Raw genomic sequence first — 14,169 nt, 5'->3', positions numbered from 1 at the left:
TTCGCCGGGCGGCGGTCGGGGTGCGGCGCTCAATCCTTGACGGACATCAGGAGCCGCTCGGTCTTGGCGTCCTCGATCCGGTTGACCATGCGCCGGCCCTCGTGGACGTCGCGGATGGTCTTGGTGGCGGTGATGCAGGACTGCACGAGCATGATCGTGCCCATGGCGAGGTAGCCCTTGATCCAGATGTCGATGGGCATGAACAGGATACCGAGGCCCACCATGGCGGCGGAGCCGAGGAACGAGGCGTAGGTGAAGGCGACCCAGGCGCCGGAATGCTGCGTGGTCTCGTTGGTCATGGGGATTCTCCTCGGGTTGGGGTGATTTCGGAAGGTGGGCCTGGCGATGAAGCTCGCCGCGCATTCCCTCTCCCCCTTGCGGGAGAGGGTGGCCCGTGAAGCGGGTCAGGCCGGGACGATTTCCCGCGAGAGGGGAGCGCGCTGTTCGGAGAGGTCGTCCCCTCTCCCGCCTGCTCCGCAGGCACCCTTCCCCGCAGAGGGGGGAGGGGCCCGCTTGCGCAGCCGCAGCGCGGCAATCAGGCGGCCGGCTGGCGGGGCGCCTCGGCCCGGGCGCGCAGGCGGTCGAGGATCGCGGACGGGGCCGGGCGGGAGCTCGGGCCGAAGCCGGCGCGCGCCATCCGCTCGGCGAGGTCGGCGCCGGGCTCGGCCTCGCGCAGGGCCGCCTCGGTGTCGTCGGCCTCGGCCTGGAGACTGCGCAGTCGCGCCAGCGTCGCCTCGGCTTCCTTGAGGGTCGCCCGGTCCTGCGGCGCCGGGCTCACCCGCAGGCGGCGGGCCGTCTCGGCTGCGGCGGCGAGGCGCCGGCCCCGTTCGAGGTCCGCCTGGCGCCGGGTGGCGTCGGCGACCGCCGCGCGGATGCGGACGAGTTCGGCGGCGAAACGGCCGCGGGCGGCGCGGATGGCGTCGCGCTCGGCCTCCAGTTCGGCGATCGCCTCGGCGGCCTCCGACGCCAGGTCGTCGCGCCCGGACTGGAGTGCCGCCACGGCGCGAGTCTCGAGGTCGGTGGCGCGGGCCTCGACCTCGGCGAGGCGGCGCTCCTCGGCCCGGTCGCCGGCCACCGAAGCCGCCAGCGCCTGGCGGCTGCGCTCCAGGGCGGCGCGGGTCTCGCGGATCTGCTGGTCGAGGATGAGGAGGGCGTTGCGGTCGAACAGGTCTTCTTCGGCGCGGGCGGCGGCGCCGCGGGCGAGGGTGCGAAACAGTCTGAGCATCGTCGGGCTCCGGGTCGGTGGTTGCGGTCCACCCCCCGGTTGTCGTAGTTTTTGAACACTGTTCAAGTGCGCAATTGCACAGCGTTCAATACGACCGTGGGAAGCCGCCGGTCTGACGCAGGGCCTCGCCCAGGATCATCGCGGCGCAGACCGCGACGTTCAGCGAGCGCAGGTCGGCCCGGATCGGCACCACCACCCGGGCATCCGCCGCGGCGTGGACGGCCTCGGGTACGCCGGCCGATTCCCGGCCCATCAGCAGGCAGTCGCCGTCCCGGTAGGCGAAGTCGGTGTAGGGCAGGGCGCCCTGCGTGGTGGCGAGGACGAGGCGGATGGTCTCCGCCCGGCGCCACTCCGAGAACGCGTCCCAGGAGCGGTGGCGGGTGACGGCGACGCGGTCGAGGTAGTCGAGGCCCGCGCGGCGCAGGTGCCGGTCGGAAACGTCGAAGCCGGCGGGCTCGATGATCTCGACGGCGGCTCCGAGGCAGGCGGCGAGACGCAGGAGGGTGCCGGTGTTCTGCGGGATGTCGGGCTGGTAGAGGGCGAGGCGGAGCATCGGCGGCGTCTCAGGATGGGGGCGGGCGGGTCCGTGCGGCATCGCCCCCCGGTTGGCAGGCGGTCAAGGCGGCATAGTTAAGCGTGCGCTGCAGCAACCGGATGGTCTCATGTTTTTCGATTGGCTCGAGCGCCGGATCGACACCTTCGCGCCGTTCGACGACGGCCGCATGCCGCCGAAATCCGTCCTCGGCTTTGCGGGCTTCTACCTCCGGCCGATCCGCGGCGCCCTGGCGATCCTGTTCGTGGTGGCGGTGCTGGCCGGGTCGGTGGAGGCCTCCCTCTACCTGCTCATGGGCTGGTTCATCGACCTCCTGAACAAGGCCGACCGCGCCACCCTGTGGCAGGAGCACGGCACCGGCCTGATGCTGGCGGCCGGCCTCCTGCTGGTGGTGCGCCCCATCACGATCTGGCTGCACGAGATCCTCTCGAACCAGCTCATCGTGCCGCAGGCGACGAACCAGATCCGCTGGCGCACGCACCTCTACACCCTCGGTCACTCGCTCTCGTACTTCCAGGCGGATTTCGCCGGGCGCCTCGCCAACCGGGTGGTGCAGGTGGGCCCGGCGGTACGCGAGCTCGCCGTCGTCTTCATCGACACGCTGCTCTACGTCGCGATCTACGCGGTCACGGCGGTCGGCCTGTTCGGCTCGATCTCCCTGTGGCTCGCCCTGCCGGTGGTGCTCTGGATCGCGGCCTACGCCGCCCTGACCCGCTGGTTCGTGCCCCGGGCCCGGTCCCGCTCGCTGCTCACCGCCGACACCCGCTCGGCCCTGATCGGGCGCATCGTCGACAGCTACACCAACATCCTGACGGTGAAGCTCTTCGCCCGCGACCGCGAGGAGCGTGCGGCGGTGCGCGACGCCGTCGACGTCCACACCAAGGCCTACCTGCACCAGTTCCGCCTGGTGAGCAGCACCACGACCCTGCTCGGCCTCCTCAACAGCGTGCTGATCCTCGCCACCGCCGGCGTCTGCGTGATCCTGTGGCAGCGCGGCGGCATGACCACCGGCGAGGCCTCCGCCGGGCTCGCCCTGGTCCTGCGCCTGATGGCGATGTCGGGCTGGGTGATGCAGACCGTGCGGGGCATCTTCGAGAATGTCGGCGTCATCCAGGAGAGCATGCAGACGATCGCCCGTCCGCACGCCATCACCGACCGGCCCGATGCCGGGACCCTGGCGGTGACGGGCGGCGATATCCGCTTCGAGAACGTCAGCTTCCATTACGGCCGCGACGACGCCGCGATCATCGAGGGCCTGAACCTGCACATCCGGCCGGGCGAGAAGGTCGGCCTCGTCGGCGTCAGCGGCGCCGGCAAGACCACGATCACCGCCCTCCTGCTGCGCCTGCACGACCTCGAAAGCGGGCGTATCTTGGTGGACGGCCAGGACATCGCCGGCGTGACCCAGGGGTCCCTGCGCAGCGCCGTCGCCATGGTGACCCAGGACACCTCGCTGCTGCACCGCTCCATCCGGGACAACATCGCGTATGGCCGCCCCGACGCCACCCAGGCCGAGGTCGAGCGCGCCGCGCGGCTGGCCCAGGCCGACACGTTCATCCGCGATCTCGTCGACCACAAGGGCCGCACCGGCTACGACGCCCAGGTGGGCGAGCGCGGCGTGAAGCTCTCGGGCGGCCAGCGCCAGCGCATCGCCATCGCGCGGGTGATCCTCAAGGATGCGCCGATCCTGATCCTCGACGAGGCGACCTCGGCCCTCGACAGCCAGGTGGAGGCGGCGATCCAGGAGAGCCTCGACACCCTGATGGAGGGCAAGACGGTGCTGGCCATCGCCCACCGTCTCTCGACCATCGCGGCCCTCGACCGCCTCATCGTCCTCGATGCCGGACGGGTCATCGAGGAGGGCACCCATGCCGAGCTGATCGCCGGTGGGGGACTCTATGCGCGCCTGTGGCAGCGCCAGTCCGGCGGCTTCCTCGCCGACGGCCTGGCCGCGCAGCCCTACGAGGCGGCCGCCGAGTAGGGGGGCTCGCCGGCAGACGGTGTCCGGTTCCGGGACATCCGTGCTGCACCGCACACGGGCGGTGCTGGCTTTGCCGGAGCCTTGGGCAGGAGGCGTTGGGCGGGTTTAGCGTCAGGCCGAAGAAACCCAGCGTCAAGAGGGATTTAGGATCGGTTTGCCCAGGGCTTAGGCAATCCCTGCCCGTTTCATGTCCACCCTGCATAGCAGACCGGCCGCCTCAGCCCTCGTGCTGCGCTGCGGCGACGCCTACATCAGGGCCATGGCGACGGGGCGACAGACCCCGTGGCACGAACCGTTTCGGACCCAGACTCCCATGGTACACGCGATCCTCAACCACATCCGTTCCTCCTGGAAGGAGAACGCCTCGGCGCGCCAGATCGCCGACCTGACCGACCAGCAGTTCGCCGATATCGGCGGCGACCGCCTGGACAGCCGCCTGCTCGACAAGGCCCGCCGCCACCGGGTGCGCGAGACCGTGCAGTTCCACAAGTCGGTGGGTGTGTTCTCCTACCCGACCGCCTAAGATCACCGAGGCGCCCTGACCGACATCCCGTCGTTGGGGTGCCGGTGAATCAAGGGGCGCCGCTTGGAGCGAGGCAATCGGACTTCGGCCAAGCGCACGTGGACCCGTCGGAACGCGGGCAAGCGACGGAACGCCGTCTCGTCCCGTCTCCGGGCCGGCCTCGCGGCTGTCCTCCTCTCGGCGACCCCGGGCGTGGCCCACGCGGCCGAGCCCGTCGTCATCACGGTCGATCCCCAGTCCGGCGCAGCCGCTCCGAAGCGCGCCGTCGGTCACGCCGTCGTCGCCACCCTGCCGGAAGCCCTGGCCCTGCGCCGCACTTGGCAGAAGGCTTGGCGCCGATCCGATCCGCGTCGCGCGATCGCGATCGCGATCGAGATCGCCCTCGCACCGGGCCTGCACCGCCTCGCCGAGCCCGTCCGGTTCGGTCCCGAGGATGGCGGCACGGCCGCCGCCCCCCTGGTGGTGCGCGGCAGCCCGGACGGCACCAGCCGCCTCGTCGGCTCCATTCCCCTGCAGCCCGCCCCCGGCGGCATTCCCGCCGATCTCCTCGCGCGCCTGCCCCCATCCGCCCGGGCCCAGGTCCGCGCCTATCGGCTGCCGGCGGCGGCCGGCCTCGAATCCCGTATCCAGGAACCCCGCACCCTCGCGCAGCGCGACGCCCGGGTGAACCTCGCCGTCTTCGACGGGGCCGGGGCGCTCTGGCCGGCGCGCTGGCCGAATGCCGGCTGGGCGAAGGTGGCGGCCGCCTCCGACGACGCGGCCGGCTTCACCATCTCGGACGGCCGCGCGGCCGGCTGGCGCGGCGAGCCCGACCTGTGGGCCGAGGGCTACTGGCACTGGGACTGGCTGCTCGAGGCCTTTCCGGTGGTCGGCCTCGATGGAGCCGCCAAGCGCCTGACCCTCGGGGATCGGCCCTATGAGGGCATCGCCCGGGGCGCCCGCTACCGCATCGTCCACGCGCTCGCCGAGCTCGACGCGCCCGGCGAATGGTGGCGGGACGTGGGCTGGGGCGTCCTCCTGGTCTGGCCGCGCGATCCCGCCGCCGCGCCGGAGGTGGCGGTGACCGACACCCTGCTGGCGGTGGAGGGCGCGTCGCACCTGCGTCTCGAAGGGCTGACCCTCGAACAGGCGCGCGGCGACCTCGTCCAGGTCGCGGACGCGACCGACGTCGTCCTGTCCGGCGTGAATCTGCGCCGGACCCCCGGCCGGGCCCTGTCGATCGCGCGCGCGACCGCCAGCGGCCTCGAGCGCAGCAACGTGGCGGAAACGGGCATCGGCGCCCTGCGCCTGTCGGGTGGGGACCGGGCCAGCCTGACCCCGGCCAGGCTCTTCGTGCGGGATTGCCGGATCCGCGACTACGCCCAGGTGGCGCGGACCCAGAGCCCGGCGATCACCCTCGAGGGCGTGGGCCAGGTGGTGGAGGGCAACTACATCCACGACACCGACGAGTACGCCATCCACTTGCGCGGCAACGACCACCGGGTCGCCTGGAACGAGATCGCCCGGGTCCTGTCCGGCTCGACGGACAGCGGCGCGATCTATTCCGGCCGGGACTGGACCGCCCGCGGCACGGTGATCGAGCACAACTACCTGCACGACATCCGCGCCGCGCCGGGCTTCGAGATCAAGGGCGTCTATCTCGACGACATGGCGAGCGGCGTCACCGTGCGGGACAACCTGTTCGTCCGCGTCGACCAGCCCGTCTTCCTCGGCGGCGGCCGCGACAACCGCATCGTCGACAACCTGTTCGTGGACTCGAGCCCGGCCATCCACGTCGATGCCCGCGGCCGGACCTGGGCCCGGGACGCGATCGCCGACCCGCAATCGGAGCTGCGGGCGGCCTTCGCGGCGATGCCGGTCGGCTCCAAGCTCTGGCGCGCCCGCTATCCCGGCCTGGCCACGATCCTCCAGGACGATCCGGCGGCGGCGCGCAACAGCCTGACCGGGAACGTCTTCCTGGACAGCGACCCGTTCCGGTTCGGCGACGGCGCCCGCGCCGACGAGCAGGTCCGGTCCGGCAATCGCGGCCCGGACGGCCTGCGCCTGCCCGCCGACGCCCCCGCACAGGGCGCGGCGCGCTTCGGCACGGTGCTCGACGCGGCGGGCGCGGTGGTGCGGCAGGCGGATCTCACGCGGCTGGACCGCGACGCGCGGCTCGCCCCCTCTCCTCCGTCCCCGGCGGAACGATAGCCCCGAACCGCGGGCGGCCCCCGGTCGGTCTCCGGCCGGGACGCATCGGGTCCTGCGCGGCCGCGTTCGCCGCGGAGACATCGGTCGCGCGGGTCGATACGGTGGCGGACGCCCCATGATCGCGGCCCCGCTGCGCCTTCGGGTCGCGCGCGCCGAACCCCGGCGACCACGACGGCATCATCCTGCAATGCGAGGCGGTTCGGATCCGGCATGCGATACGGCGAGACGAAGACGGTGCTGGTCACCGGCGGGGCGGGCTTCCTGGGCTCCCACCTCTGCGAGCGCCTGCTGGAGCAGGGCCACGAGGTGCTCTGCGTCGACAACCTCTTCACCGGGTCCCGCCGCAACATCGCGCCGCTGCTCGACAATCCCCGCTTCGAGTTCATGCGCCACGACGTGACCTTTCCGCTCTACGTCGAGGTGGACGAGATCTACAATCTCGCCTGTCCCGCCTCGCCTGTGCACTACCAGTTCGATCCGGTGCAGACGGCCAAGACCAGCGTCATCGGGGCGATCAACATGCTGGGGCTGGCCAAGCGCCTGAAGATCAAGATCTTCCAGGCCTCGACCAGCGAGGTCTACGGCGACCCCGAGGTGCATCCGCAGCCGGAGGAGTATTGGGGCCGGGTCAATCCGATCGGGCATCGCTCCTGCTACGACGAGGGCAAGCGCTGCGCCGAGACGCTGTTCTTCGACTACCACCGACAGCACAAGCTCTCGATCAAGGTGGCGCGGATCTTCAACACCTACGGCCCGCGCATGCACCCGAACGACGGGCGGGTGGTGTCGAACCTCGTGGTCCAGGCCCTGCGCAACGAGGACATCACGCTCTACGGCGACGGCTCGCAGACCCGGGCCTTCTGCTACGTCGACGACCTCATCGACGGCGTCCTGCGCCTGATGGCGACCGGCCCCTCCGTGACGGGCCCGATCAACCTCGGCAATCCGGGCGAGTTCTCGATCCGCGCGCTCGCCGAGCTGGTGATCGCGCTGACGGGCTCGCGCTCGCGCATCGTCGCCCGCCCGCTGCCCGCCGACGATCCGCGCCAGCGCCGGCCCGACATCGCCCAGGCCAAGGCGCTCCTCGACTGGGAGCCGACCGTGTCGCTGCGCGAGGGGCTGATGCACACGATCGGCTATTTCGACCGGCACCTCGGCGCCGACACCCCCGCCTGACGGGGGTGTTCCGGCGCCTCAGTCGAGCGCCTCGGCCCCGGTGAGCACGAGGCCCACGAAGGGGCGCGGGCCGATGGCCGCGAGCGCCCGGTCGAGGGTGGAATAGCGGCTCTGTCCGTGCCGGACGGTGACGAGCACCGCCGTGACCCGGGGATCGGCCGCCAGGCGCTCGGCGATGGCGTCGGCCCCGATCAGGCCCACATGGATCACCACGAGGTCGTAAGCGTCCTGGGTGCCCAGGATGCTGTCGACGTAGTGGCGCAGGTCGCTGCGCGCGGTCTGGCCGTCCTGCGGGATGAGAGCGAGGCCCGAGCGGTGGCGCACCAGCACGTCGGAGAGGTCGGATCGGCCCGGAACCGGGGCCCCGCCCCGCCGGGGCGGCAGCCCGACCTCGCGGGTCACGGTGCCGTCGGCGGAGGCGTCGACCAGGAGGACGCGCTCGTTCTCCTGGGCGGCCGAGGCGGCGTAGTCGAGGGCGAGCATCGAGCGGCCGGCGACGTCGTCGGCGGAGGTGACCACGATCACGTGCGGGCGCTTGGCCGGCAGGTCGCGTCGCAGGCGGTTGCGCAGGCGGGTGATGGCGACCTCGTAGGGCCCGCTGCCCAGGCGGTCCGTCCCGTTGCGGGCCCCGCGCGGCAGGGTCGGCAGGAGCCCGAGGACGAGGCGCTGGGTCCGCGCCTCCAGGCGGGTGCGCGACCGGATGCGCCCGCTGAACTGCTCGGCCATCAGGCTGCCGCCGATCCCGAGACCGAGGCCCGCCACGAGGGCGGCCGCGAGGACGAGGGCGGCGGGCGGCCCCTGGCGCCGGGTCGGCGGTAGGGCCGGCGAGATGATGCGCGAGGTGGAGGTGTCGAGCTGCTGCTGCTCCTGCAATTCGCGGGTGCGCACCAGGAAGGCCTCGTAGACCCCGCGCCGGGCCTCGACCTGGCGCTCCAGCTCGCGCAGCTTCACGAAGCTGTCGCCGACCTTCAGGGCCTCGGCCTTGCGCTTCTCCAGGGCCTGCGAGAGCTCGGTGACGTTGGCGAGGCTGGCGCGGTACTCGTTGCGGATAGCGGCGCCGATGCGCTTCACCTCGGCGTCGATCTGGTTGCGGGCGCTGCGCACCTGCACGTCGGAGGCGTTCATCGCCGGGTGACGCTCGCCGAGGCTGAGGGCCGCGTCGGCGCGCTGGCGCTCGGCCTGGGCGAGCTGGCTCCGCAGCTGCCCGATGGTCTGGGACTGCAGCACCTCCTGGATCGAGTCGAGCTTGGCCGGGTCGCCGCCGGCGGCGCCCTCGATCTGGCGCAGCTTCGCCTGCTGCTCGGCGGCCTTGGCGCGGGCGGCGCCGAGCTGGTCGCTGAGCTGGCCGAGCTGCTGCTCGCTGACGAGCTGGGTGCGCGTGCCCACGAGGTTGTTCTTCGTGCGGAAGGCCTGGGCCGCGGTCTCGGCCTGCTGGACGCCGTCGCGCAATTCGCCGAGGCGGCTGTTCAGCCCCTCCCGCGCCCGGCGGATCGCCTCTGAGCGGGTGCCGATCTCGGTGGCGAGGTAGGTCTCGGCGATGCTCTGGGCGAGGCGGGCGGATTTCTCGCGGTCGTTGGACGAGACCGAGACGTCGACCGCGAAGCTGCGCTCCAGGCGCCGGGCCGACATCCGGTCGCGCAGGGCCCGCAGGGCGGTCAGGGCGGGGTCGGCCTCGGGCTCGGCGGGGCGCCCGAGGAGGTGCCCCACCCAGGCGCGGAAGCGGTCGAGGGCGCCGGGCTCCACGAAGTCCGGGTCGGTGGCGAGGTGCTGCGTGGCCACGACCTTGCGCAGGACGTCGTCCGACTGCAGCACCCGGAGCTGGCTGTCCACGAGGAGCAGGGTGGATTCGTTGGCCTGGCCCTGCGGGTTGGCCTCGTCCTTCAGCACGGCGAGGCCGCGCGGGTCGATGAGGAGCTGGACCGTCGCGGCGTACTGGGCGGGCAGGGCGAGGTAGCCCGCCGCCAGGCCCAGGAGGACGAGGATCGGCAGGATCACGGTCGGCCAGCGCCGGCGCAGGATGCGGCAGACCTCGCCCATGTCCAGGAACCAGGGCAGCGACTCGCGCGACGGCTCGGTGCCGGCACCGAGGTGCTGCAGGATCGCCGGGGGGGCGCGTTCGATGACAGCCATGGACGCTTTCCGTTACGCAATCGGCGAGGGCTGGGGCCCGGGGCCGCCCGTGTCCCGCCCTGGGACACCGCGGTCCGCCGAGTCCCGTCCCGGTCGGTCGATCCGGCTGATTTCGGCACGTCGCGCGCCGAAGGCCGCCGGGTGGAGGGCGCGTTTCATGAAATGCGCCACGTGCTCGGGAGGCCGGCCTCGGGGGCGGGCGGGCGCGCAACCGGCGCGGGCGCCGGGGCGCGGGGATAGGCCGGCACGCGCCCGTCCGGCGGCAGCTGGACGCGGATGAAGGCGAGCAGGCCCGCGAGCGCCAGGACGTTGACGTTCCAGTCCTGGAAGATCCCCGGCGTCGTCATGCCGTTGAGCACCAGCATCAGCACGGAGGCGGCCACGAAGCGGCGCCCGCCGAGGTCGAGCTTCATGCCCCAGGACAGGGTGGTGAGCAGGACCACGAGGGCGAAGCCGAGCCCGATCAGCCCGGTGCCGGCCCAGGCGCTGAGAAACATGTTGTGCGAGCTGGTGATGAAGACGTCCTCCCGCCCCAGGGTCTCGGCCAGGGCGGTGGTGGGGATCAGGAGCTGGATGAAGCGGTCGCCCGCCGAGAAGCCCGATCCGGCCAGCCGGTCCTGGGTCGCCGCGATGAAGGTCGGCCAGAAGGTCGAGCGCCCGGTGCCGTTGGCGAGCTCGATGGCGGGCTTCTGCAGGATGGTGGCCAGGAGGTCGAGGAGCGCCGGGAAGGCCGCGAGGTCGAGCATCAGCAGGACGAAGCCCACGATGGCCAGGAGGGCGCCCGCGATGCCGAGGCGGCGCAGGACGGCGTGGCGCGAGGACATCAGCAGGGCCGGGCCCACCGCGACGAGGGCGCCGGTGCTGGCCGCCGAGCCCGCGATGACGAAGCCCGCGAGGGCGAGGGCGAGGTAGGTCCGGCGCCGGCGCTCGGGCGGCCGGAAGATCACCAGGAAGCCCAGCATCGCGCAGACGAAGGGCATCATGTTGTTCTTGGCGGCCGAGAACACGATGCCGTGCGCCAGGCTGTCCAGGATGATCGGCAGCACGGCGACGAGCCAGGCCACGGTGATGATCGCCAGGAGGTCGGCGAAGCGCCGCTCGATGTCGGTCCGGTCGAAGATCACGATCGAGGCGTGATAGAAGATGAACAGTTCGGCGCTGCGATAGAGGGTGTAGGGCGGCACGATCGACCAGGCGGCGCTCAGCGTGTTCACGCCGATCATCACGGTGAAGGGCAGGTAGGGCATCGCGAAGGGCAGCAGCGCCACCCGCCGGTCGAGGGCGATCTTTCCGAACAGGTAGAGGCCGGTCAGTCCGGTGAGCACCAGGGTGATGATGTTGGAGGCGCTCAGTCCTTCCTCCAGCACCGCGTTTCCGTCTTCGCGCGGCACCGTGAAGACCAGGGGCATGAACGCGAAGGTGCAGACCAGCACCATCGGCAGCACGAGCCGGGCATCCAGCGGGCGAACCGCCGCCGCGAGCCTGCGCCGGACCACGGGATAGAGCATCGTGAACCAGGCGGGGATCGCCAGGACGAGAAACAGGTTCAGCACGCGTGTTCCTCCCTGGTGGCCTGCGGGTCCGACGCTGACGACACTTCCGGTGTGAAGCGTTTCATCGATGTGAATTGCTCCCGAAACGCGACCGGACTTCGACAATATCGTAAATGCCGGCCGAACGGTCTCGACGACTCTCGGTCGCAGAAGACTCAGGCGGGGAAAAGCTTGTGGACGACCGGCCCCGGCCCGCTTGCCCGGCATCGACCTCGACACGGAGGGCCCGGCCGGCCGGCGAATCCTAGCAAAGAGGCCATGTCCTCCAATGGCGACGCGACGAGCCGGGCCTCTCGACGAACTTGTGCTTGTCTAAGCCTGCCCTTTGAAAGTACGGACACAACACAGGCCGGGGCTGGGCGAGTCCGGCGGGCGTCCCCAGTCCACGACGGCCCTCGACGCGGCGCCGACCCTCGAACGAGATGCGATGTCCGAGAATTCCGCTCCGGGAGGTCCCGCATCCGAAAATCCCGCGTCCGACGATCAGGCCGCCGCGATCCCGTGCGACCGGTTCCGCTTTCCCGCCGATCCGGACCGGTGGGCGCGCGCCTGGGAGGAGCATCTGGCGTCGATCTACGCGGTGACGGTCGCCCGCGATGCCGACCTGTCGGCGGGCTTCGGCCTGACGACCTACCATTTCGGGTCCGTGCTGCTCGGCAGCGTCTCGGCGCCGGTCCAGCGCCTGGAGCGCAACGCCCGCATGATCGCGCAGCAGGGCATCGACCACATCCTCCTGCAGTTCTACACGGTCGGGCAGAGCAGGGTGGCGAATGGGCGCCGGGCCGCCGCGGTGAAGCCGTGGCAGCTGGTCGTCCTCGACATGGCCCAGCCGGTGGTGACCGAGGCGGAGGCCGTCTGCGCCACCAACATCATGCTGCCCCGCGCGCTCCTGGCCGAGCACGGCGCGACGATCGAGGGCCTGCACGGCCAGTCCCTCGATTACGGCGGCACGCCGGTGCGCCGGCTGTTCCACACCTTCCTGTCCGGGCTCGCCGCCTGTGCCGGGGGTTTGAGCGCCCACGAGGCCCACCACCTCGCCCGTTCGGCCGCGCACCTGTGCAGCGCCTGCTTCCAGCCGGAGGAGGGCGCCGCCCGTGCCGCGGACCAGCTCACCGGCATCGCGATCCGGCGCTTCATCGAGGCGGAACTGGGCTCGGAGGCCCTGGATGCCCAGGCGATCCTCGCCCGGTTCGGCCTCTCCCGCTCGAAGCTCTACCGCCTGTTCGAGGCCGAGGGCGGGGTCGCCGCCTACATCCGCGAGCGGCGCCTGTTGCGCGCCATGCGCCTGCTCACCGCCCCCGGCGGGACGCCGCGCGTCTCGTCCGTCGCCTTCGCCACCGGGTTCTCCAGCCAGAGCGCGTTCAGCCGCGCCTTCAGCCGGCGCTTCGGCGTCCTGCCGCGGGAGACGGGCCTGGGCGAGGCCTTGTCCGGCATGGGCCGCGAGGCCCAGCCGCCCCTGTTCTCCTGGATGAAGACCCTGGCGGCCTGACGCCGACGGATGCGGGTCTCCGACGGGTCCGGCCGGGGGCTCAGCCGCCCCGGGCCGAGCGTCGGCGCAGGGTCAGGATCAGGTGGGTCGCCGACACCGCGTGCCCGATCGTGATGACGAGGGCCGCGCCGGTAATGCCGTCATAGGCGATGAGCGGCACCATGATCGCCAGGGAGACGACCAGGCTGACGACGAAGGCGCGGAAGACCGGGCCGGTCTCCTGGATCGCCCGGAAATACTGGGTCACCATATCGCGCAGGAAGATGCAGGCGACCGCCAGCGCCAGGATCCGCACGCTGGCGGCGTAGTCCGCGAAGGCCGGTCCGAAGACGAGGGTGAGCCAGGTCCCCGCCGGAAGCGCGATGGCGAGGAGGAGCAGGGCGACGACCGGGCCGAGGGTCAGCGTCGCCTTCTCGAGATAGGCGCGCAGGGCTCCCTCGCCGCCGGTCTCGTAGGCCCGCGCCGCCGCCGTGGGCAGGATGTTCTCCGTGGCGGTGAGCAAAATGATGACGAAGCCCACGAGGTACTGCGCCGCGCGCAGGCCGCCGATCGCCTCGTCGCCGAGCATGATCCCGGCGAGGATCCAGGCCATCTGCTCCTGCCCGAAGGTGACGAAGACCAGGGGGAACATCCAGCGGCCGATGCCCCAGTGCCGGCGCGCCACCGGCCCGAGGCGCAGGGCGCGCCGGGGGGCGCGCCAGATCCCGTAGGCGAGGGGGGCGGCGGTGACGAGGGCGGTCCCCGCCAGGGCCGCGGTGGCGAGGGCGGCGTCGAGGGGCAGGCCCGCCCCCCAGGCCGCCCCGAGCACCAGGGGGAAGGCGACGGCCCGGGCGGTGTCCATCGCCACGGCGACGAGGCCGCGCTCCCGGGCGAACAGCGTCCGGCGGACGGTGAGCTGGAGGTTCTGCGCCAGCGCGAGCCCGGCACCGGCGAGGACCACGCCCCACTCCACGGCGTGGTGGCGCAGGGCGAAGATGCCCACGAGGGCGAGGGCCACCCCGGCGGCGGCGGCGAGGGCGGCCAGGAGGGCCGCGGCCAGGACGGTGGCGTCGTAGGTCGGGGCCGACCGGCGCCCCTGCGCCGCGAGCGTCATCATGGGGGCGGTCACCAGGGCGTTGTGCAGCCCCTGCGCGAAGGCGGTGACGATCAGGATCAGGACGAAGAGGCCGAATTCCTCGATGCCGACGAGGCGTGCGGTGACGATGCCGCTGACGAAGCCGAAGCCGCTGACGACGGCCTGGTCGAGCAGGGAGGCCAGGGCCGGACGCCGGGCGAAGCGCCGCGCGCGGGCGGCGAGCCCGGCCTCGTCGCCGAGGGGCTGGATCACGGGAGCTTGCGGGACCATCGAC

11 protein-coding genes are annotated in these 14,169 nt (G+C 72.2%); 5 read left to right on the top strand and 6 right to left on the bottom strand.

The window, feature by feature from the left end; genetic code table 11:
- Positions 1–29 precede the first annotated feature (29 nt).
- The 3 genes from ASF41_RS15820 to ASF41_RS15810 form a co-directional block, all read right to left on the bottom strand.
- Positions 30–299 carry a YiaA/YiaB family inner membrane protein gene (locus tag ASF41_RS15820; protein WP_055948388.1) on the bottom strand — a complete coding sequence of 90 codons (270 nt, stop codon included), beginning with the start codon at positions 297–299 and terminating at the stop codon, positions 30–32.
- Positions 300–535: 236 nt separating this feature from the next.
- On the bottom strand, positions 536–1,225 hold the full coding sequence (locus ASF41_RS15815) for a PspA/IM30 family protein (protein ID WP_056212469.1): 690 nt from the start codon (positions 1,223–1,225) through the stop codon (positions 536–538).
- A gap of 85 nt (positions 1,226–1,310) precedes the next feature.
- The gene (locus ASF41_RS15810; RefSeq protein WP_056494830.1) at positions 1,311–1,778 is read right to left on the bottom strand and encodes a tRNA (cytidine(34)-2'-O)-methyltransferase; all 468 of its coding nucleotides are present in this window, start codon (positions 1,776–1,778) and stop codon (positions 1,311–1,313) included.
- A 109-nt stretch (positions 1,779–1,887) separates the two neighbouring features.
- Between ASF41_RS15810 and ASF41_RS15805 the strand changes: the two genes are divergently transcribed.
- The 4 genes from ASF41_RS15805 (at position 1,888) to ASF41_RS15785 (ending at position 7,648) form a co-directional block, all read left to right on the top strand.
- The gene (locus ASF41_RS15805) at positions 1,888–3,759 is read left to right on the top strand and encodes an ABC transporter ATP-binding protein (protein WP_056494827.1); all 1,872 of its coding nucleotides are present in this window, start codon (positions 1,888–1,890) and stop codon (positions 3,757–3,759) included.
- 313 nt (positions 3,760–4,072) lie between these two features.
- Positions 4,073–4,282: a hypothetical protein gene (locus tag ASF41_RS25450; protein ID WP_056212464.1), complete on the top strand. Its 210-nt coding sequence runs from the start codon at positions 4,073–4,075 to the stop codon at positions 4,280–4,282.
- A gap of 192 nt (positions 4,283–4,474) precedes the next feature.
- Positions 4,475–6,472, top strand: a complete 1,998-nt coding sequence (locus ASF41_RS15790; protein WP_056494821.1) for a right-handed parallel beta-helix repeat-containing protein — start codon at positions 4,475–4,477, stop codon at positions 6,470–6,472.
- A 210-nt stretch (positions 6,473–6,682) separates the two neighbouring features.
- A complete protein-coding gene (locus ASF41_RS15785; protein ID WP_056494819.1) occupies positions 6,683–7,648 on the top strand; it encodes a UDP-glucuronic acid decarboxylase family protein in 966 nt (321 codons plus the stop codon).
- 18 nt (positions 7,649–7,666) lie between these two features.
- Here the strand turns inward: ASF41_RS15785 and ASF41_RS15780 are convergent, their stop codons facing one another.
- Positions 7,667–9,778: an exopolysaccharide transport family protein gene (locus ASF41_RS15780; protein WP_056494816.1), complete on the bottom strand. Its 2,112-nt coding sequence runs from the start codon at positions 9,776–9,778 to the stop codon at positions 7,667–7,669.
- A 155-nt stretch (positions 9,779–9,933) separates the two neighbouring features.
- Positions 9,934–11,331, bottom strand: a complete 1,398-nt coding sequence (locus ASF41_RS15775) for an O-antigen ligase (RefSeq protein WP_056494812.1) — start codon at positions 11,329–11,331, stop codon at positions 9,934–9,936.
- A 427-nt stretch (positions 11,332–11,758) separates the two neighbouring features.
- Between ASF41_RS15775 and ASF41_RS15770 the strand changes: the two genes are divergently transcribed.
- Entirely contained in the window at positions 11,759–12,820 is a 1,062-nt protein-coding gene (locus ASF41_RS15770; RefSeq protein ID WP_056494808.1) for a helix-turn-helix domain-containing protein, read from the top strand.
- Positions 12,821–12,860: 40 nt separating this feature from the next.
- Here ASF41_RS15770 and ASF41_RS15765 read toward each other — a convergent pair whose 3' ends face one another.
- On the bottom strand, positions 12,861–14,165 hold the full coding sequence (locus ASF41_RS15765; RefSeq protein WP_056494806.1) for a lipopolysaccharide biosynthesis protein: 1,305 nt from the start codon (positions 14,163–14,165) through the stop codon (positions 12,861–12,863).
- Positions 14,166–14,169 lie beyond the last annotated feature (4 nt).

Origin of the sequence: Methylobacterium sp. Leaf111, from assembly GCF_001423285.1 — a bacterium.
Taxonomy (GTDB): domain Bacteria; phylum Pseudomonadota; class Alphaproteobacteria; order Rhizobiales; family Beijerinckiaceae; genus Methylobacterium.
The sequence above is the reverse complement of the archived record's forward strand: the minus strand, read 5'-3'. Positions and strand labels throughout refer to the sequence as shown.

Coding starts and splice junctions, on each gene's coding strand:
- ASF41_RS15820 (WP_055948388.1), bottom strand. CDS start 299: ATGACCAACGAGACCACGCAGCATTCCGGCGCCTGGGTCGCCTTCACC.
- ASF41_RS15815 (WP_056212469.1), bottom strand. CDS start 1,225: ATGCTCAGACTGTTTCGCACCCTCGCCCGCGGCGCCGCCGCCCGCGCC.
- ASF41_RS15810 (WP_056494830.1), bottom strand. CDS start 1,778: ATGCTCCGCCTCGCCCTCTACCAGCCCGACATCCCGCAGAACACCGGC.
- ASF41_RS15805 (WP_056494827.1), top strand. CDS start 1,888: ATGTTTTTCGATTGGCTCGAGCGCCGGATCGACACCTTCGCGCCGTTC.
- ASF41_RS25450 (WP_056212464.1), top strand. CDS start 4,073: ATGGTACACGCGATCCTCAACCACATCCGTTCCTCCTGGAAGGAGAAC.
- ASF41_RS15785 (WP_056494819.1), top strand. CDS start 6,683: ATGCGATACGGCGAGACGAAGACGGTGCTGGTCACCGGCGGGGCGGGC.
- ASF41_RS15780 (WP_056494816.1), bottom strand. CDS start 9,778: ATGGCTGTCATCGAACGCGCCCCCCCGGCGATCCTGCAGCACCTCGGT.
- ASF41_RS15770 (WP_056494808.1), top strand. CDS start 11,759: ATGTCCGAGAATTCCGCTCCGGGAGGTCCCGCATCCGAAAATCCCGCG.
- ASF41_RS15765 (WP_056494806.1), bottom strand. CDS start 14,165: ATGGTCCCGCAAGCTCCCGTGATCCAGCCCCTCGGCGACGAGGCCGGG.